The sequence below is a fragment of the Roseixanthobacter liquoris genome, assembly GCF_043195135.2.
Lineage (GTDB): Bacteria > Pseudomonadota > Alphaproteobacteria > Rhizobiales > Xanthobacteraceae > NCEH01.
Window position 1 is genome coordinate 4,095,022 of record NZ_CM195537.1, and the last position, 16,453, is coordinate 4,111,474.

16 protein-coding genes are annotated in these 16,453 nt (G+C 69.1%); 9 read left to right on the plus strand and 7 right to left on the minus strand.

Annotation, left to right across the window (positions count from 1 at the left end; translation table 11 throughout):
* Window positions 1-21 precede the first annotated feature (21 nt).
* Complete coding sequence (locus tag V5F84_RS18430) at window positions 22-810, plus strand: Bax inhibitor-1/YccA family protein (protein ID WP_394041575.1); 789 nt, start codon at window positions 22-24, stop codon at window positions 808-810.
* 251 nt (window positions 811-1,061) lie between these two features.
* Entirely contained in the window at window positions 1,062-1,586 is a 525-nt protein-coding gene (locus V5F84_RS18435) for a GNAT family N-acetyltransferase (protein WP_394041576.1), read from the plus strand.
* Between the two features lie 157 nt (window positions 1,587-1,743).
* Here the strand turns inward: V5F84_RS18435 and V5F84_RS18440 are convergent, their stop codons facing one another.
* The 3 genes from V5F84_RS18440 to V5F84_RS18450 are packed head-to-tail and all read right to left on the minus strand — an operon-like array spanning window position 1,744 to window position 3,227.
* Window positions 1,744-2,118, minus strand: a complete 375-nt coding sequence (locus tag V5F84_RS18440; RefSeq protein WP_394041578.1) for a lysozyme inhibitor LprI family protein — start codon at window positions 2,116-2,118, stop codon at window positions 1,744-1,746.
* A 12-nt stretch (window positions 2,119-2,130) separates the two neighbouring features.
* A complete protein-coding gene (gene queC, locus V5F84_RS18445) occupies window positions 2,131-2,853 on the minus strand; it encodes a 7-cyano-7-deazaguanine synthase QueC (protein WP_394041746.1) in 723 nt (240 codons plus the stop codon).
* 35 nt (window positions 2,854-2,888) lie between these two features.
* Window positions 2,889-3,227 (minus strand): BolA family protein, encoded by a 339-nt coding sequence (locus tag V5F84_RS18450; RefSeq protein WP_394041579.1) that lies wholly within the window; start codon window positions 3,225-3,227, stop codon window positions 2,889-2,891.
* 233 nt (window positions 3,228-3,460) lie between these two features.
* Here V5F84_RS18450 and V5F84_RS18455 point away from each other — a divergent pair, with 233 nt between their 5' ends.
* The 4 genes from V5F84_RS18455 to V5F84_RS18470 all read left to right on the plus strand — a co-directional run bounded on the left by V5F84_RS18455 (window position 3,461) and on the right by V5F84_RS18470 (window position 8,409).
* Window positions 3,461-4,054 (plus strand): J domain-containing protein, encoded by a 594-nt coding sequence (locus tag V5F84_RS18455; protein ID WP_394041581.1) that lies wholly within the window; start codon window positions 3,461-3,463, stop codon window positions 4,052-4,054.
* Window positions 4,055-4,186: 132 nt separating this feature from the next.
* Window positions 4,187-5,170: a cobaltochelatase subunit CobS gene (cobS, locus tag V5F84_RS18460; RefSeq protein WP_348847127.1), complete on the plus strand. Its 984-nt coding sequence runs from the start codon at window positions 4,187-4,189 to the stop codon at window positions 5,168-5,170.
* Window positions 5,171-5,324: 154 nt separating this feature from the next.
* Window positions 5,325-7,223 carry a cobaltochelatase subunit CobT gene (gene cobT / locus V5F84_RS18465; protein ID WP_394041582.1) on the plus strand — a complete coding sequence of 633 codons (1,899 nt, stop codon included), beginning with the start codon at window positions 5,325-5,327 and terminating at the stop codon, window positions 7,221-7,223.
* A gap of 31 nt (window positions 7,224-7,254) precedes the next feature.
* Window positions 7,255-8,409, plus strand: coding sequence for an esterase-like activity of phytase family protein (locus V5F84_RS18470; protein WP_394041583.1), 1,155 nt, complete (start codon window positions 7,255-7,257; stop codon window positions 8,407-8,409).
* A gap of 1,483 nt (window positions 8,410-9,892) precedes the next feature.
* Here the strand turns inward: V5F84_RS18470 and V5F84_RS18475 are convergent.
* Window positions 9,893-10,783, minus strand: coding sequence for a methylated-DNA--[protein]-cysteine S-methyltransferase (locus V5F84_RS18475; RefSeq protein ID WP_394041747.1), 891 nt, complete (start codon window positions 10,781-10,783; stop codon window positions 9,893-9,895).
* Window positions 10,784-10,890: 107 nt separating this feature from the next.
* The gene (locus tag V5F84_RS18480; RefSeq protein ID WP_394041585.1) at window positions 10,891-11,418 is read right to left on the minus strand and encodes a DUF2244 domain-containing protein; all 528 of its coding nucleotides are present in this window, start codon (window positions 11,416-11,418) and stop codon (window positions 10,891-10,893) included.
* Between the two features lie 21 nt (window positions 11,419-11,439).
* Here V5F84_RS18480 and nth point away from each other — a divergent pair, with 21 nt between their 5' ends.
* The gene (gene nth, locus V5F84_RS18485) at window positions 11,440-12,387 is read left to right on the plus strand and encodes an endonuclease III (RefSeq protein WP_394041586.1); all 948 of its coding nucleotides are present in this window, start codon (window positions 11,440-11,442) and stop codon (window positions 12,385-12,387) included.
* Here the strand turns inward: nth and V5F84_RS18490 are convergent.
* Entirely contained in the window at window positions 12,384-13,067 is a 684-nt protein-coding gene (locus tag V5F84_RS18490) for a sulfate transporter family protein (RefSeq protein WP_394041587.1), read from the minus strand. The genes nth and V5F84_RS18490 overlap by 4 nt on opposite strands.
* Before the next feature lie 316 nt (window positions 13,068-13,383).
* Complete coding sequence (locus V5F84_RS18495; RefSeq protein ID WP_394041588.1) at window positions 13,384-13,983, minus strand: DUF3574 domain-containing protein; 600 nt, start codon at window positions 13,981-13,983, stop codon at window positions 13,384-13,386.
* A gap of 499 nt (window positions 13,984-14,482) precedes the next feature.
* On the opposite strand from V5F84_RS18495, the gene V5F84_RS18500 reads away from it, so the two are divergent.
* Window positions 14,483-15,109 carry a TetR/AcrR family transcriptional regulator gene (locus V5F84_RS18500; RefSeq protein WP_394041589.1) on the plus strand — a complete coding sequence of 209 codons (627 nt, stop codon included), beginning with the start codon at window positions 14,483-14,485 and terminating at the stop codon, window positions 15,107-15,109.
* Between the two features lie 98 nt (window positions 15,110-15,207).
* Window positions 15,208-16,449, plus strand: coding sequence for an efflux RND transporter periplasmic adaptor subunit (locus V5F84_RS18505; RefSeq protein WP_394041590.1), 1,242 nt, complete (start codon window positions 15,208-15,210; stop codon window positions 16,447-16,449).
* Window positions 16,450-16,453 lie beyond the last annotated feature (4 nt).

The window sequence follows — 16,453 nt, forward strand, 5'->3', positions numbered from 1 at the left end:
CGGTCGAAGTGGAGAATGACGATGTCCGATTATGATCGCAACGTCGCCGGGCGTTACGGAACGACGGTGACGCGCTCGGAGGCCGCGATCGACCAGGGCCTCCGCAGCTATATGCTGAGTGTCTACAATTACATGACCCTCGGCCTCGCCATCACCGGCCTGGCCGCGCTGGGCGTGTTCATGCTGTCGGTGACCACCGATCCCAGCCAGGCGGCGGGTCAGGTGGCGGGCGGCATCATGCTGACCAAGTTCGGCTATGCCCTGTTCGTGAGCCCGTTGAAGTGGGTGGTGATGCTCGCCCCCCTCGCCGCGGTGTTCTTCCTCAGCTTCCGCATCCAGAGCATGAGCGTGGGCGCCGCCCAGGCCACCTTCTGGGTCTATGCGGGCCTGGTGGGCGTATCGCTCGCCACGATCTTCCTCGTGTACACGCACGAGAGCATCGTGCGGGTGTTCTTCATCACCGCCGCCTCGTTCGGCGCGCTGAGCCTGTGGGGCTACACCACCAAGCGTGACCTCTCGGCGATGGGCTCGTTCCTGATGATGGGCCTGTTCGGCATCATCATCGCCTCGCTGGTGAACGTCTTCCTCGGCTCCACGATGCTTCAGTTCATCGTGTCCGTGGTGGGTGTGCTGGTGTTCGCGGGCCTCACCGCCTACGACACGCAGCGCATCAAGGAGATGTATTTCGAGGGCGACGATTCGGTGGTGGCCGGCAAGAAGGCCATCATGGGCGCGCTGACGCTGTACCTGGACTTCATCAACATGTTCATGATGCTGCTCCAGCTGTTCGGCAACCGCAACAGCAACTGATCCGGCCCGCGCCACGCGCGACGGTCATCAGACGGACGGGCCCCGGTGCAGACCGGGGCCTTTTCTTTGCCCGCAAGTCCAACCGCCGTCGGCCCGCGCCCGGCGCCGGGCCTGTTCTCTTCCCGCCGCCGCGCCGGCGCCTGAGGCTCCCGTTTCCCGGACCCGCGTGAACGCCCCATCCTCTTGTGCCGGCGCGTGTTCTCGGGGAGAAGCGGTTTCCCCTGCGCGCCAAAACCCTCTATGACGCCGCCATGTTGATCCGCCTCGCCACCCATTCCGACCTCCCCGCCATCAGTGCCATCTATGACGCGGCGGTGCGCACCGGCACCGCTTCGTTCGAGCTGGACCCGCCCGGCCTGGAGGAGATGACCCGCCGCTTCGAAGCCCTGATCGCCGGCGGCTATCCTTATTTCGCGGCGCTCGATCCCGACGGCACGGTGCTCGGCTATGCCTATGCCGGCGCCTTTCGCCCGCGTGTCGCCTATCGCTGGACGGTGGAGAATTCGGTCTATGTGACCCCGACGGCGCAGGGGCGCGGCATCGGCCGGGCGCTCATGAACATGTTGATCGCCGAAAGCGAGGCGCGCGGCTATCGCCAGATGGTGGCGGTGATCGGCGATAGCGCGAATTCCGGCTCCATCGCGCTGCATCGGGCCTGCGGGTTCGAGGATATCGGGGTGCTGCGCAACACCGGGCTGAAGTTCGGCCGCTGGCTGGATACCGTGCTGATGCAACGCGCGCTCGGCGAGGGGGACGGGACGGTGCCGTTCGCCTGAGGCCCGATCCGGCCCAAAATGTTTCACGTGAAACAATAACTTAGCGCAGACGAACAGAGGTTTACTGGGGCTTCGCCGCGCCCTTTCCGCGGACGAAACCGCGATTTCGGGTGCTTATCGCGCCACGAATGACTCCGTGGCGCCTCTGAGCCGGAGATCAGAACGGCCCGCGCGCGACCACCCCGTCCACCACGCCCTCGAACACCGCGATGCGGTCCCGATAGGCCTTGGCGATGCAGGCGACGTCGCCGCCGCAGGCCGCGCGCTGCTTCAGGAAGGCGCGCTGCTGGTCCTGGAGGTCGCCGCGCTGGCCCATGCCGACGAGGCGGGTGACGATGGCGTATTGCGTCGCCATCTTCACGTCGAGGTCATTGAGGCTGCGCGTGGCGCAGACGGCCTTTTCGTCCGGCGCCTTGGCGGCGGAACAGTCGAAGCTCGCCGCGCCCGCCGGCCGGGGCATGGCGGCGAGCGCGAGCGCGAGCAGGCCGCACGCGAGCGCGCCGGCCGAAACATGGGATGCCGAACGTCTCATTCTGCCTCTCCTTCAGGCGCGCGTGGCAGCGAAGCGGCGATACCCCTCCGCCCGCAATTGGCAGGCCGGGCAGGTGCCGCAGCCGTGCCCCCAGTCGTGGCGCGCGCCGCGCTTGCCGCGATAGCAGGTGTGGGTCTCCTCCACGATCAGATCCACCAGCGCCGCGCCGCCCAATTGCGCGGCCAGCGCCCAGGTCTGCGCCTTGTCGATCCACATCAGCGGGGTGTGCAGCACGAACCGGCTGTCCATGCCGAGATTGAGCGCCACCTGGACCGCCTTGATGGTGTCGTCGCGGCAATCGGGATAGCCGGAGAAATCGGTCTCGCACATGCCGCCGACGATGTGGCGCAGGCCGCGCCGATAGGCGAGCGCGGCGGCAAAGGTGAGGAAGATGATGTTGCGGCCGGGCACGAAGGTGTTCGGCAGGCCGTTCGCGCCCATGGAAATCTCCACGTCCCGCGTCAAAGCGGTGTCGGAGACGGCGGCGAGCGCGTCGAGGGAGAGCGTGTGGTCCTCCCCCAGCCGCGCGGCCCAGCCGGGATCGAGCGCGGAGAGCGCCGGCCGCAGCTTCTGGCGCGCGTCGAGTTCCACCCGGTGGCGCTGGCCGTAATCGAAGCCCAGCGTTTCCACCCGCGCGAAGCGCTCCAGCGCCCAGGCGAGGCAGGTCGTGGAATCCTGGCCGCCCGAGAACAGCACCAGCGCGCCTTCGGCGACGATCCCGCCCTCTGCGGTCATCGGCGAGGCGGCGGGGGCGGCGGGCGCGTCCATGCCTAGAGTCCGGACGCGGCTTCGCCCGGCGCCCCTTCGCCCGGCGCCCCTTCTCCCGGCGCTTTGGCGTCGATGGCGATGGCGTGGAGGCCCTCGGCGATCTCCTGCGCCAGCAGGGCGTTCACAAGACGGTGACGTTCCACCCGGCTCTTGCCGGCGAAGGCCTGCGCCACCACGCGGACCCGCAGATGGGTGATGCCCCCATCAGCGCGCCGGGTGGCGCCGCCATGCCCCGCGTGCAGCGCGCTTTCGTCTTCCACGGCCAGGGTGGCCGGCGTCAATCCCGCCTGAAGCGTGGAGCGGATGCGCGCGAGATGCGCCGTCGTGGGTGAAGGTTCCATGGGCGAAGAGGTAACGCCGCCTGCGTCGCCGCGTCAATGCGGCCGAAGGCGCGGACGCGATGCACAGGATTGGATCATTGCGCCATGGCGCAAAAGGGCCCGCGCTCTTATATCTGCGCCAGACGCCCGGCGCCTCGTCGCGTCGCGCCCGTCGCCCGATACCGCCTTAGGCGGCTCTCCTGTTTTCATTCCCTCAGCTTGCCGCACTGCGGCGCGACGGCCATAATCGCATTATGAAGATCGACTCCCCCTTCTTCGACCGCATCCGGGTGAAGCCCAGTGCCGATCGCCTGCGCAGGCCCACCTGCGCCGCCTGCGACTGGCCCGGCTGCACGCGCGAGGGCACGCACCGCGCCCCCAAGGGGCGGGCGGCGGAAGGGGAGTATTGGAACTACTGCATCGACCATGTGAAGCAGTACAACCAGTCCTACAATTATTTCGCCGGCATGAGCGACGATGCCGTGTTCGCCTATCAGAAGGACGCCATCACCGGCCATCGCCCCACCTGGCGCATGGGCACCCGCGGGGCGGACGGGGCGGCGAACGGGGGCTATCGCGATCCGTTCGGCTTCACCCAGGAGATGGGCGGCACCGCCGGCTTCGAGCCCCCGCAGGCGGAAAGCCGCATGGTGCGCACGCTGGAGCGGCAGGCGCTGGAAGTGCTCGGCCTGGAGATTTCCGCCACCGGCGTCGAGATCAAGGCGCGCTTCAAGGAATTGGTGAAACGCCATCATCCCGATGTGAATGGCGGCGACCGTTCCGCCGAGGACCGGTTGCGCAACGTGATCCAGGCCTACAACACCTTGAAACAAGCCGGTTTTTGTTGAACACGCGGACGGCGGCCGCGACGAGACGCCCCGCCGAGAGAATTTTTGCAGCAGCGGAAAAACCTTTAAGGTGCCGCACGGATCAACAAGCAAGACGACGCGCGCGCAGCGACGCGCGCATACGGAGGCGTTATGAGCGGCACCGAGACCATTGCCCCGACCCCGGATATGAAGGTGTCGGTGCGCCAGGTGTTCGGCATCGACATCGACATGGAAGTGCCGGCCTTTTCCGAGGCCGAAAGTCATGTTCCGGATCTCGACCCTGACTATCTGTTCGACCGTCCCACCACCCTGGCCATCCTCGCCGGCTTCGCGCACAACCGGCGCGTGATGGTGACCGGCTATCACGGCACCGGCAAATCCACCCATATCGAGCAGGTGGCGGCGCGCCTCAACTGGCCCTGCATCCGCATCAATCTCGATAGCCACATCAGCCGTATCGACCTGATCGGCAAGGATGCGATCGTGGTGAAGGACGGCCTCCAGGTCACCGAATTCCGCGACGGCATCCTGCCCTGGGCGCTCCAGAACAACATCGCCTTGGTGTTCGACGAATATGACGCCGGCCGCCCGGACGTGATGTTCGTGATCCAGCGCGTGCTGGAAGTCTCCGGCCGCCTGACCCTGCTGGACCAGAACCGGGTCATCCGCCCGCACCCCTCGTTCCGCCTGTTCGCCACCGCCAACACGGTCGGCCTCGGCGACACGACCGGGCTCTATCACGGCACGCAGCAGATCAACCAGGGCCAGATGGACCGCTGGTCCATCGTCACCACGCTGAACTATCTCGCCCACGACAAGGAGGTCGAGATCGTGCTCGCCAAGGCGAAGCACTATCAGACCCCGGAAGGGCGCGACATCGTCAACCGCATGGTGCGCCTCGCGGACCTGACCCGCAGCGCGTTCATCAACGGCGATCTGTCCACCGTCATGAGCCCGCGCACGGTCATCACCTGGGCCGAGAATGCGGACATCTTCAAGGATCTCGCCTTCGCCTTGCGCGTGACCTTCCTCAACAAGTGCGACGAGCTGGAGCGTGCGCTGGTGGCGGAGCTGTACCAGCGCTGCTTCGGCGTCGAATTGACCGAGAGCACGGTCAACGTCGCGCTCGCCTGAGGCCCATGGCGCGTGTCCTGCGGACGCGCGCCTTCCTCCGCAGTGGAGGATTGAGGAGGGAGAGGGCCCCCATGGGCCGCCCCCTCCCCGCCGCCCCGGCGGCGGCACCATGTCGTGACCGGCGCGCAGCGCGCCAAACACAGGGCCAGCGGCGATGCCTCCCTCCAACAAGACCGTGAAGACCGCCCCCAAGGAAGCGCCCGCCGAACCCTTCAAGCGCGCGGTGACCGGCTGCTTCAAGGCGATTGCCGGGGTGAGCGAGTTCGACGTCACCTTCGCCAACGAGCGCCCCTCGCTGACCCCCGACCGCGTGCGCCTGCCCGAGCCGCCGCGCCGCTTCTCCAGCCAGGATGCCGCCGTGGTGCGCGGCCATGCGGATTCCCTCGCTTTGCGCCTCGCCTGCCACGACCAGGGCGTCCATCGCAAGATGCTGCCCACCGGCGACACCGCCCGCGCCGTGTTCGAGGCGGTGGAGCAGGCCCGCGTCGAGGCGCTGGGCGGCAATCGCATGACCGGCGTCCAGCGCAACATCAGCGCCATGCTGAACGACCGCTACCATCGCGGCCCCTTCGCCGACATCACCGAGCGCGCCGACGCGCCGATCGAGGACGCGGTCGCTTTGATGGTGCGCGAGCGCCTCACCGGCCAGGCCCCGCCGCCCGCCGCCCGCAAGATCGTCGATCTGTGGCGCGACTATATCGAGAGCCGCGCCGAAGGCGACCTCGCCCGCTTCGCCGAGAGCATCGAGGACCAGAAGAAGTTCGGCGAGATCACGCGCGAACTGCTCACCTCCCTGGAAATGGGCGAGGAAAGCGGCCTGGAGAGCGACAAGGAGAGCGAGGAGGACGACAATCCCGCCGGCCGCGAGGAGCAGGGCGGCGAGGAGGGCGAGGCCAGCGAGGACGACAGCCAGCAGGGCGCGACCGAGGTGGAAGCCGAGCTCGCGCAGGAGGAATTGCCCGACAGCGCGGTGGAGAGCGAGGCCGGCCCGCCGGCCGAGAGCCCCGACGACGGCGACATGGGCGACAGCGAGGAGGCCGCCGAGCCCTGGCAGCCCCGCTCGCCCCAGGCGGCCGACACCAAGGGCCCGGAATATCACGCCTACACCACCAAGTTCGACGAGGAGGTGCACGCCGAGGAGCTGTGCGACACCGAGGAGTTGACGCGCCTGCGCTCCTATCTCGACAAGCAATTGAGCAATCTCCAGGGCGTCGTCTCGCGCCTCGCCAACCGCCTGCAACGCCGCCTGCTGGCGCAGCAGAACCGCGCCTGGGAATTCGACCTGGAGGAAGGCATCCTCGATCCCGCGCGCCTCTCCCGCGTGGTGACCGATCCCGGCGCGGCGCTCTCCTTCAAGCGCGAGCGCGACACCGAGTTCCGCGACACGGTGGTGACGCTGCTGATCGACAATTCCGGCTCCATGCGCGGGCGCCCCATCACGGTGGCCGCCACCTGCGCGGATATCCTTGCCCGCACGCTGGAGCGCTGCGGCGTGAAGGTGGAGGTGCTCGGCTTCACCACCCGCGCCTGGAAGGGCGGGCAATCGCGCGAAGCCTGGCTTGCCGGCGGCAAGCCCGCCAATCCCGGCCGCCTCAACGATCTGCGCCACATCGTCTATAAATCCGCCGACGCGCCCTGGCGCCGGGCGCGGCGCAATCTCGGGCTGATGATGCGCGAGGGGCTGCTGAAGGAGAATATCGACGGCGAGGCGCTCGACTGGGCGCACCAGCGCCTGCTCGGCCGCCCCGAGGCGCGCAAGATCCTGATGATGATCTCCGACGGCGCGCCGGTGGACGATTCCACCCTCTCCGTGAATGCCGGCAATTATCTGGAACGCCACCTGCGCCACATCATCTGGCAGGTGGAGAACCGCTCGCCGGTGGAGCTGATCGCCATCGGCATCGGCCATGACGTGACGCGCTATTACAAGCGCGCCGTCACCATCGTGGACGCCGAGGAACTGGGCGGCGTGATGACCGAGAAGCTGGCGGAACTGTTCTCCGAAACCCCGCCCGCACCCGCCAAGACCAGCGGGCGCAAGCGGCTGCACTGACATGGGACCGGACCGGGCGGGACATTCGGAGATGGCGCGCGACGCCGCGGCGCGCGGCGGGGACGCGCGCGGTGGGGACGCGCGCGGTGGGGACGCGCGCGGTGGGGACGCGCGCGAGGTTCGCGCCCCCAATGGGCGCGCGCGGGAAGGCAGCCCCCGCGAGTCCGGGGCCCGCGCCCGCTGGCTCGCGGGCCTGGCCCTCGCCGCCGTCATCGCGACCGGGCTCGTGGGGCACGCGCTGTCCAAGCCGCCCAGCCTGCCGGTGGAGCCGGTGGCGATCGAGGTGCAGGCGACGCCGCTTCCCACCTTCCATCCCCGCAAGGACGACACCCGTTTCGGCGCCCTGATCTATCGCGGCGGTCTGCGGCTCACCTCGCCCTTCCCCGGCTTCGGCGGCATATCCGCGTTCCATCTGGATGCCGACGGCGCGCATTTCCTCGCCGTCACGGATGCCGGCCTGTTCCTGCGCGGGCGGCTCGTCACGGAGGGCGACCGGCCCACCGGCCTTGCCGACGTGACGGCGGCCGCGCTGCTGGACCAGAAAGGCGCGCCGCTCGCGGATAACAACCGGGGCGATGCGGAATCCCTCGCCATCGGCCCGCAGAACATCTTCGTCGGCCTGGAGGACGTGAACGAGATCTGGTCCTTCCCCGGCCTCGACCCGCTGGGGCAGAAGGGCAAGCCGATCCCGGTGCCGCCGGGCGTGAAGGCGCTGCGCGACAATCTGGGGCTGGAAAGCCTGGTCTATGTGCCCTCCGGCCCGCTCGCCGGGGCGCTGCTGGGCATCGGCGAAGTGGGCGCGACCAATGACGCCGATTTGCCCGGCTTCATCATCGGCGGGCCGAAGCCGGGCACCTTCACCATTGCGAAAAGCGGCGTGTTCAGCGCCACCGATGCGGCGCTGGGACCGGACGGCGAATTGTTCCTGCTGGAGCGCCATTATGCGGTGACGACGGGCGTCTCCATGCAGATCCGCCGGTTCCAGCTGAAGGACGTGGCGCCCGGCGCGGTGCTGAAGGGCGACATCCTGTTCACCGCCGACATGGGCTATGAGATCGACAATATGGAGGGCCTGGCCGTGACCGTGAACGCGGCGGGCGAGACGCTGCTGACGCTCATTTCCGACGACAATTTCAGCCCGATCCAGCGCACCATCCTGCTGCGCTTCGCGCTCGCGAAGGATTGAGGTCGCGCCCGGCGTTCTCCTTCCCCAGTGCTCCCCCTTCCCCCTCCCCAGCCCTCCCCCGCACGCGGGAGAGGGGGCTGATGGCTCGGGGAAGGACGCTTTTAGCTCCGGTTTCGAGAAGCGGATTCCCACCTCGACGCCCCCATTCCCTCTCCCGCGTGCGGGGGAGGGTCAGGGAGGGGGCCCTCGGTAGAAAGGGAGCACTCGCAGCGGCCGGAAAAGCCGGAGCGCGGACCGGGAGCGCCCTCGCGCTACCCCTTCACCCTTCCCCCTCCCCAGCCCTCCCCCGCAAGCGGGAGAGGGGGCTGATGGCTCGGCTTGGGGAACGCCGGTCGCACCCCTTACCGTCCCTCCCCTCTCCCGCGTGCGGGGGAGGGTTAGGGAGGGGCCCTCGGTAGAGAGAGAGCACTCGCAGCGGCCGGAAAAGCCGGAGCGCGGACCGGAGCGCCCTTGCGCTACCCCTTCACCCCTCCCCCTCCCCAGCCCTCCCCCGCAAGCGGGAGAGGGGGCTTATGACACGGGGAAAAAAGCTTTTAGCTCCGGTTTCGAGAAGCAGATTCCCACCTCGACGCCCCCCATTCCCTCTCCCGCTTGCGGGGGAGGGTCAGGGATGGGGCCCTCGGTAGAGAGGGAGCACTCGCAGCGGCCGGAAAAGCCGCCGCGCGACCCCTTCACCCTTCCCCCTCCCCAGCCCTCCCCCGCAAGCGGGAGAGGGGGCTGATGGCTCGGCTTGGGGAACGCCGGTCGCACCCTTTACCGTCCCTCCCCTCTCCCGCGTGCGGGGGAGGGTCAGGGAGGGGGCCCTCGGTAGAAAGGGAGCACTCGCAGCGGCCGGAAAAGCCGGAGCGCGGACCGGAGAGCGCCCTCGCGCGACCCCTTCACCCCTCCCCCTCCCCAGCCCTCCCCCGCACGCGGGAGAGGGAGCTGATGACACGGGGAAGAAAGCTTTTAGCTCCGGTTTCGAGAAGCAGATTCCCACCTCGGACGCCCCCCATTCCCTCTCCCGCTTGCGGGGGAGGGTCAGGGAGGGGGCCCTCGGTAGAGAGGGAGCACTCGCAGCGGCCGGAAAAGCCGGAGCGCGCCCTCGCGCTACCCTTCACCCCCCTCCCCAGCCCTCCCCCGCAAGCGGGAGAGGGGGCTTATGGCTTGGCTTGGGGAACGCCGGTCGCGCCCCTTACCGTCCCTCCCCTCTCCCGCTTGCGGGGGAGGGTCAGGGAGGGGGCCCTCGGTAGAGAGAGAGCACTCGCAGCGGCCGGAAAAGCCGGAGCGCGGACCGGATCGCCCTTGCGCTACCCCTTCCCCCTTCCCCCTCCCCAGCCCTCCCCCGCAAGCGGGAGAGGGGGCTGATGGCTCGGCTTTGAGAAATCAGAGTCCCAATCTCGACCAGCCTGTTCCCTCCCCCACTTGCGGGGAAGCGGTGGGGAGGGGGAATGCGGGAGGGAGAGGGAGAAACGGCATGGTCAAAGACCGTAGCGTAAACTCCCTACCCCTCCACCTTTCCCGCTTCCCAGCCCAATATGGCGCGCTTGCGGGTGAGGCCCCAATGATAGCCGGTGAGATCGCCGTTCTTGCCCAGCACCCGGTGGCACGGTACCACGAAGCTGATGGGATTCTTGCCCACCGCCGCGCCCACCGCCCGCGCCGCCTTGGGGCTGCCCACGCGGTCGGCGATGGTGGAATAAGTGGTGGCGCGGCCCATGGGAATGCGCAGCAGGGTTTCCCACACCCGCACCTCGAAATCCGTGCCGATGAAGACGATGCGCAGCGGCTGGTCCTCGCGGCAGGCGGCGGGATCGAAGATGCAGCGCACCAGCGGCGCGGTGGCGGCCGGCTCCTCCACGAAAGCAGCATTGGGCCAGCGCGCCGCCATATCGGCGAAGGCCGAGCGCTCCTCGCCCGCATCGGCGAAGGCGAGCCCGCACAGGCCGCGCGGCGTCGCCATGGCGAGCGCGAGGCCGAACGGCGAGGGATGGAAGCCGTAGCGGATCACGAGCCCGGCCCCGCCGGTCTTCCATTCGCCCGGCGACATGGCCTCGTGGACCACGAACAGATCATGCAGCCGGCCGGGACCCGACAAGCCCAGCTCCAGCGCCGCGTCGAGCACATTGCCGCTCTGGGCGAGCACCTGGCGCGCGCGATCGAGCGTGACCGCCTGCAGAAATGCCTTGGGGGTGAGGCCGCACCAGCGGCGGAACACCTCGGTCAGCGCGCGGCTGGTGACGCCGGCGGCGCGGGCGATCTCCTCCACCTCCGGCTGCTGGCGCATGTGGGTGGTGACATAGGCGACCGCGCGGCGCACGACGTCGTAATCGGCGGCGGCGATGTCCAGCTCGTTGGCGGGGGTCAAGGGAGCAAAGCCAGCCACCGGGGGCAGAGTCAACAAGGGGGAATCGTGCAGCAGCACGGGCGTGGCTCCTTTTAGGGATCGTTGAGCCATCTCACCAGCTTTCGCCACCGGCGCCCACCCGATTTCCCCGCCGCTCAGAACACGGTGCGCGTCACGCCGCGCTTCACTTCCAGCAAGGCGGCGTTGAGATCGTCCGCCAGCTCGCCCTTCTGCACCGGGCCGAGATGGATGCCCACCGGCGTGTGACGCCCGCGCGAGACCAGAGCCATGTCGATCGTGCCGAACTCCTCCACCTCGCGCCGCCACAGCCGGGTGAAGAAGGGATTCATCTGGAAATCCAGCGCCTTGCCCGCGGCCGGCACGTGGCGCACCTGGATCAGGCTCGGTGTGACACGGATATATTCGCGCGCCGCGGCCGAGCGGAAATTGGCGCGGAAGGCGAAATAGATCAGCGCCACGTCAAGGCCGAAGAAGCCGAACACCGGCCAGGCGCCCATGGCCAGGAACAGGCTGCCGCACGCGAAGCTGATGGCGCCCACGCCCAGCATCAACAGCAGAAAGCCGCGCTGCGACAGCGAGCGGTGCGGCGCCATGGTGGCGGCGAACACCGTCGGCTCCCCATCCTCGGGGAAAGGCAGAGGCAGGTCATTGGCCTTCGTCATGGCAGGGATTATAGGGACAAAATGGCGCGAAAAACCACATCTCCCCCAGCCGGCTCTCAACTTGCCGCGACCCCCGCCAGCTCGGCGAAGGCCGGCGCCAAGCCTGCTGGACGCGCCCGGATCGCGACGCCCACCAAGACCGCGACACCCAAGCCGGCGGCGATATCCGCAAGGGCCGCGACATCCGCGAGGGCCGCGAAGCCCGGCGCCAAGCCCGTTCTTCCCGCTTCCCCCGCCGGGCGCCTGAAGGCGGAGGCGGCGGCGGGCGTCGTTCCCCCGCGCCGCCGCGCGGTGGCCAATGCCGCCGCCGCCGCGCACGGCCGCACGGTTGCCCCCTGGAGCGAGGCCGAGATCGTCGAGGCCTTCACGCGGTTCGAACGGCGCGATCCCGTGCCCAAGGGCGAACTGGATTATGTGGATCCCTTCACCTTGCTGGTGGCGGTGGTGCTCTCCGCCCAGGCCACCGACGTGGGCGTGAACAAGGCCACCAAGGGCCTGTTCGCCGCCGCCCCGACGCCGGCCGCCATGGTGGCCCTCGGGGAAGAGGGCATCGCCGGCTTCATCCGCACCCTCGGCCTGTTCCGCGGCAAGGCGAAGAACGTGGCCGAGCTCTCCCGCCTGCTGCTGGAACGCCACGGCGGCGAGGTGCCCGTCGACCGCGCGGCGCTCGAAGCTTTGCCCGGCGTCGGCCGCAAGACCGCCAACGTGGTGCTGAACATCGCCTTCGGCCTGCCGACCATCGCGGTGGACACCCATCTGTTCCGCGTCGCCAACCGCACCGGCCTTGCCCCCGGCGCCACCCCGCTGGAGGTGGAGCTGGGCCTGGAGGCGCGCATTCCCGAGCGCTTCAAGCGCCACGCCCACCATTGGCTGATCCTGCACGGGCGCTACATCTGCAAGGCCCGCCTGCCCGATTGCCCGATCTGCCCCATCAACGATCTCTGCCGCTGGCCGGACAAGCCGATCTAGGCCTCGATCAGCCGCTGCGTCGGCATCACCTTCAGCCGCTTGTGGAGGTGCACCATGAACGCCGTGCCGAACACCGGCATAATGAGATTGAGGATCGGCACCATCAGCAGCGGCGTCATCAGCAGGCCGGCGATGAAGATGCTGGTGGCGTTCGCCTGGCGCAAAGCGCGGGCCTGGGCGGGCGAGCAGAAGCGCATCGCCGCCATCTCGAAATATTCCCGGCTGAGCAGATAGGCGTTGGCCAGGAAGAAGGCGACGAGATTGACGCCCGGCACCAGCAAAAGCAGCAGCGCCAGCAGGTTCACCGCCAGCACCAGCACGAAGAAGCGCGCCGAATAATAGAGCGAGGTCGCGAGCGGCTGGGGCGTGCCCACCGGATCGTCGGGATAGCTCGCCCGCTCCACCTTCTCCGCCACCTCGTCCACGAACAGGCCGGCCACCAGCGAGGAGGCCGCCGGAACGAGATAGGCGATGCCGAACACGAGGCCGAGGCCGGTGATGATGGCGAGCGTGGTATCGAGCCAGGGATAGGGCAGCTTCGCGAGAGATTCCACCGCCGCGAACAGGGCGATGGCCAGCACCGCCAGCACCCCCAGCGCCAGCAGCACCGATCTGAACAGAACGCCGCGCAGGAGCGGCGAGAACACCTGCCCGAATGCGGTGAAGGCGGCGGCGAACATGGAGGGCCTCGCTGGCGCAGGAGAAACGTCGCCCCTCACGTAGGGTGCGCCGCCGCGCGCCTCAAGGGTGCGGCGCGTGCGGACCAGGGCCAATCGACATTCATGCGTGAGGCCGTTGCAGCAGAGCATCGTCCTGCACGGGCCTGCCCCCATCCAGGCGGCATCGCCGGCATCGGCGCTTCGGCGTCCGCGCCGGCGGCCCCTGCGGGGAGGGCCGGGACAGGCCCGGCCTTGACGACCGATGAACGAAAGACAATCGCGCGCACCCGACGCCAGGCGCCTCGACGATCGGCCGCGCCGCTGAATGTGGATCGCCCTAGGGATTGACCCGCACGGGGAAATCCACATGGAACACCCGCCGCTGGCCGAACCGCTGGATATAGGCGGCCTTGATCTCGCCGAGCTTGGCGGTGGCATCGGGGGTGTTGGGATGGACGATCAGCAGCAGGCGCGTGCCGGGCCGCGAGAGCGCCAGCGCGGCGGCGGCCGAGAGCGATGCGGCGGGCGCGGGATCCGGCCCGGCGGAAGCGGCGCCGGCCGATATGCCGGCGGGCGTGCCGTTGCCGGCGGGCGATGGGGAGGCCGTGGCCGGCGCAGACGGCGCGCCCGGGACGGCCGGGGCGGCCGGCATCGGCGCGGGCGCGGGAACCGGCGGGGGCGCGCCGGCGGACAGGCCCTGCGCCTCCAGCACGGTGAGCCCGCCGGGAAAGCGCGGCGCGACGATTTCGGCGACGAACTGCACCCATTGCTGCTCGCTCACTCCCCGCCCGTCGGGCGTGTTGAGGCTGAAGAACAATTGGCTTTCCAGGAACACGCTGTCGGCCCAGGGGGTCGGCTGCCAGCCGGGCGCGGAGACCGCATTGTCCTGCGCGCGAGCCGGGCCGGCGAGCAGGATCGCCAGCAGCAGTGCGGACAACGCGAGCCCGCCCGCCCGGGTCAGGGACGGGGGAAAACGCTCCGTCTTCTTGAAACCGCGCGCTGGCCTCACGCGAACCGATGTCCCCTTCGCTCGAAAACGCTCCAGCGGCGCACGCATCTTCACTCCCCCATTTTCTTCGGTCCGGGACTTCTTCGCTCCGGGACTTCTTCGGTCCGGCACCGGCCCGGTTGGTCTCGGGGGCGGGGGTTCCCCGGCGGCCCCATCCCCTCGAATCCCATATGATCCATTCCCGAGCAGCCGGGCAACCCGCCCCGCCTGATCGCCGGCCCGGTTCCTCGCGCACGGCCCGCGCCGCCTCCTTAACCCTTCGCCGGCGCAGGAGCGGACCTGTGCAACTGCCTCAGAAAGCGGCCCCGGCGCCGCAAGGAAGCGGATTTTCCTTCCGGGATAAGGAGAACGAACATTCGCTCTTGACCGGAGGCGGCGCCCGCCCCATGCTGAGAGCGAATATTCATTCTCACCCCCCTGAGGTTCCATGGCCCTGGGCGCCCCCGATGTTTCCGTGCTCGACCACCGCTCCGAGCAGCAAAAGCGCATCCTCGCCGCCGCCGTCCAATGTTTCGCGCGCGACGGTTTTCACGGCACCTCCATGCAGAAGATCTGCGCCGAGGCGGGCATGAGCCCGGGCGCGCTCTATCGCTATTTTCCCTCGAAGGAATCCATCATCGGCGCGATCGTCGAGGGCGAGAGCGCGGAGCGGGCCAAGCTGTTCGAATTCCTCGACCAGGCGCCGAGCCTGATCGACGGGCTGACGGAATGCATCGCCGCCTTGCTCTCCAAGGACAGCATCGACTGCGCCAAGCTCGGCCCGGAAATCATGGCCGAGGCGATCCGCAACGAGAAGCTGCGCGAAGCACTGGAGCCGGTGGAGGGGGAAAGCCACGTGCTGCTGCGCGCCGCGCTGGTCTCGGGCATGGCGCGGGGCGAGATCGACCCGGAGATCGATCCCGACACGCTGGTGATGCTGCTGAAGGTGATGGGCGACGGGATGATCCTGCACAATCAGCTGCATCCGCAATGGAATCTGCCGGATCGGCTGCCCGCCTTCGCCACCCTGGTGCGGCGCATGCTGGCGCCGGAAACGAAATCCCCCCCGTCATGAGCATCAGCTTGCCGCATTTTCCCTATCGTCATGCGCCGGCGCGGATGCGCCGGATCGCCGACACGCCCGCGCCTGGACACAGAAAGACCGACCCTTCCATGCCCCGCTTCGTCCGCAGTGCCCCGCTGAACATCCTTGGGCGCCACGCGCAGCCGCATCGCCTTCTCATGTGCGCCCTGTTCGCGAGCGCGCTCGCGGCCCCCCAGTTCATTCCTCCGGCACTCGCCGAGGCGCCGGCCGCCGAGGCGGTGAAGGGGCTGACCGTCAGCGTCACCCATCCCGAGAAGCGGGAGATGGCGGAAACGCTGCTCGTGACCGGCTCCCTGATCGCCCGCGAGGAAATCCAGGTGGGCCCGGAAATCGAGGGCTATCGCCTCACCGAGATCCTCGCCGAGGTGGGCGACAAGGTGCAGCAGGGCCAGGTGCTGGCACGGCTCAATCGCGAGGTGCTGGAAACCCAGCTCGCCCAGAACACCGCCAACCGGGCCAAGGCCAAGGCCGCCATCGCGCAGCAGCGCGCCAATCTCGACCAGATGCTGGCGCAGGAAGCGGAAGCGACCTCCGCCGTCGAGCGCTCGCGCCAGCTGCGCAAGACCGGCGTGGTCTCCCAGGAGACCCTCGACGAGCGCGAGCGCGCCGTGAAGGTGGCGAGCGCCCAGGTGGCCGCCACCCGCGAAGCCCTCGCCGCAAGCGAGGCCGACGCCGGCCTCGTGGAGGCGCAGCGCTCCGAAATCGAATTGAAGCTGACCCGCACCGAGGTGAAGGCCCCCGCCGCAGGCGTGGTGCTGGCGCGCGACGCCCGCATCGGCGCCATCGTGCTGTCCACCAAGTCGGAGCCGCTGTTCCGCATCGCCCGCGACGGCGCCATCGACCTCGACGCCGAGGTGCCGGAATCCGCCATGCCGCGCATGCAGGTGGGGCAGAGCGTGAGCGTGACGCCCGCCGGCTTCTCCGCGCCGCTCGCCGGCACGGTGCGCCTCATCTCCGCCCAGCTCGACAAGGCGACCCGCCTCGGCAAGGTGGAGATCGCGCTTGCCGATGACGATCGCCTGCGCCCCGGCACCTATGGCCGCGGCCTGATCGAGATCGCCCGCCGCGAGGGGCTCGCCGTGCCGCAGTCCGCCGTCATGTTCGACGCCAAGGGCGCCTATGTGCTGGTGGTGAAGGACGGCGTCGTGGCCGAGCGCCGCGTCGAGCCGGGCCTGAAGGGCGACGGCCGCATCGAACTCGTCTCCGGCGTCGGCGCCGAGGATCTGGTGGTCGTGCGCGCGGGCGGCTTCCTGCGCGAAGGCGACCGCGTCACCGCGGTCGAAGCGGACCGCACCGCGGGAGCGAAGTAAGCGC

Coding starts and splice junctions, on each gene's coding strand:
- V5F84_RS18430 (WP_394041575.1), top strand. CDS start 22: ATGTCCGATTATGATCGCAACGTCGCCGGGCGTTACGGAACGACGGTG.
- V5F84_RS18435 (WP_394041576.1), top strand. CDS start 1,062: ATGTTGATCCGCCTCGCCACCCATTCCGACCTCCCCGCCATCAGTGCC.
- V5F84_RS18440 (WP_394041578.1), bottom strand. CDS start 2,118: ATGAGACGTTCGGCATCCCATGTTTCGGCCGGCGCGCTCGCGTGCGGC.
- queC (WP_394041746.1), bottom strand. CDS start 2,853: ATGACCGCAGAGGGCGGGATCGTCGCCGAAGGCGCGCTGGTGCTGTTC.
- V5F84_RS18450 (WP_394041579.1), bottom strand. CDS start 3,227: ATGGAACCTTCACCCACGACGGCGCATCTCGCGCGCATCCGCTCCACG.
- V5F84_RS18455 (WP_394041581.1), top strand. CDS start 3,461: ATGAAGATCGACTCCCCCTTCTTCGACCGCATCCGGGTGAAGCCCAGT.
- cobS (WP_348847127.1), top strand. CDS start 4,187: ATGAGCGGCACCGAGACCATTGCCCCGACCCCGGATATGAAGGTGTCG.
- cobT (WP_394041582.1), top strand. CDS start 5,325: ATGCCTCCCTCCAACAAGACCGTGAAGACCGCCCCCAAGGAAGCGCCC.
- V5F84_RS18470 (WP_394041583.1), top strand. CDS start 7,255: ATGGCGCGCGACGCCGCGGCGCGCGGCGGGGACGCGCGCGGTGGGGAC.
- V5F84_RS18480 (WP_394041585.1), bottom strand. CDS start 11,418: ATGACGAAGGCCAATGACCTGCCTCTGCCTTTCCCCGAGGATGGGGAG.
- nth (WP_394041586.1), top strand. CDS start 11,440: ATGGCGCGAAAAACCACATCTCCCCCAGCCGGCTCTCAACTTGCCGCG.
- V5F84_RS18490 (WP_394041587.1), bottom strand. CDS start 13,067: ATGTTCGCCGCCGCCTTCACCGCATTCGGGCAGGTGTTCTCGCCGCTC.
- V5F84_RS18500 (WP_394041589.1), top strand. CDS start 14,483: ATGGCCCTGGGCGCCCCCGATGTTTCCGTGCTCGACCACCGCTCCGAG.
- V5F84_RS18505 (WP_394041590.1), top strand. CDS start 15,208: ATGCCCCGCTTCGTCCGCAGTGCCCCGCTGAACATCCTTGGGCGCCAC.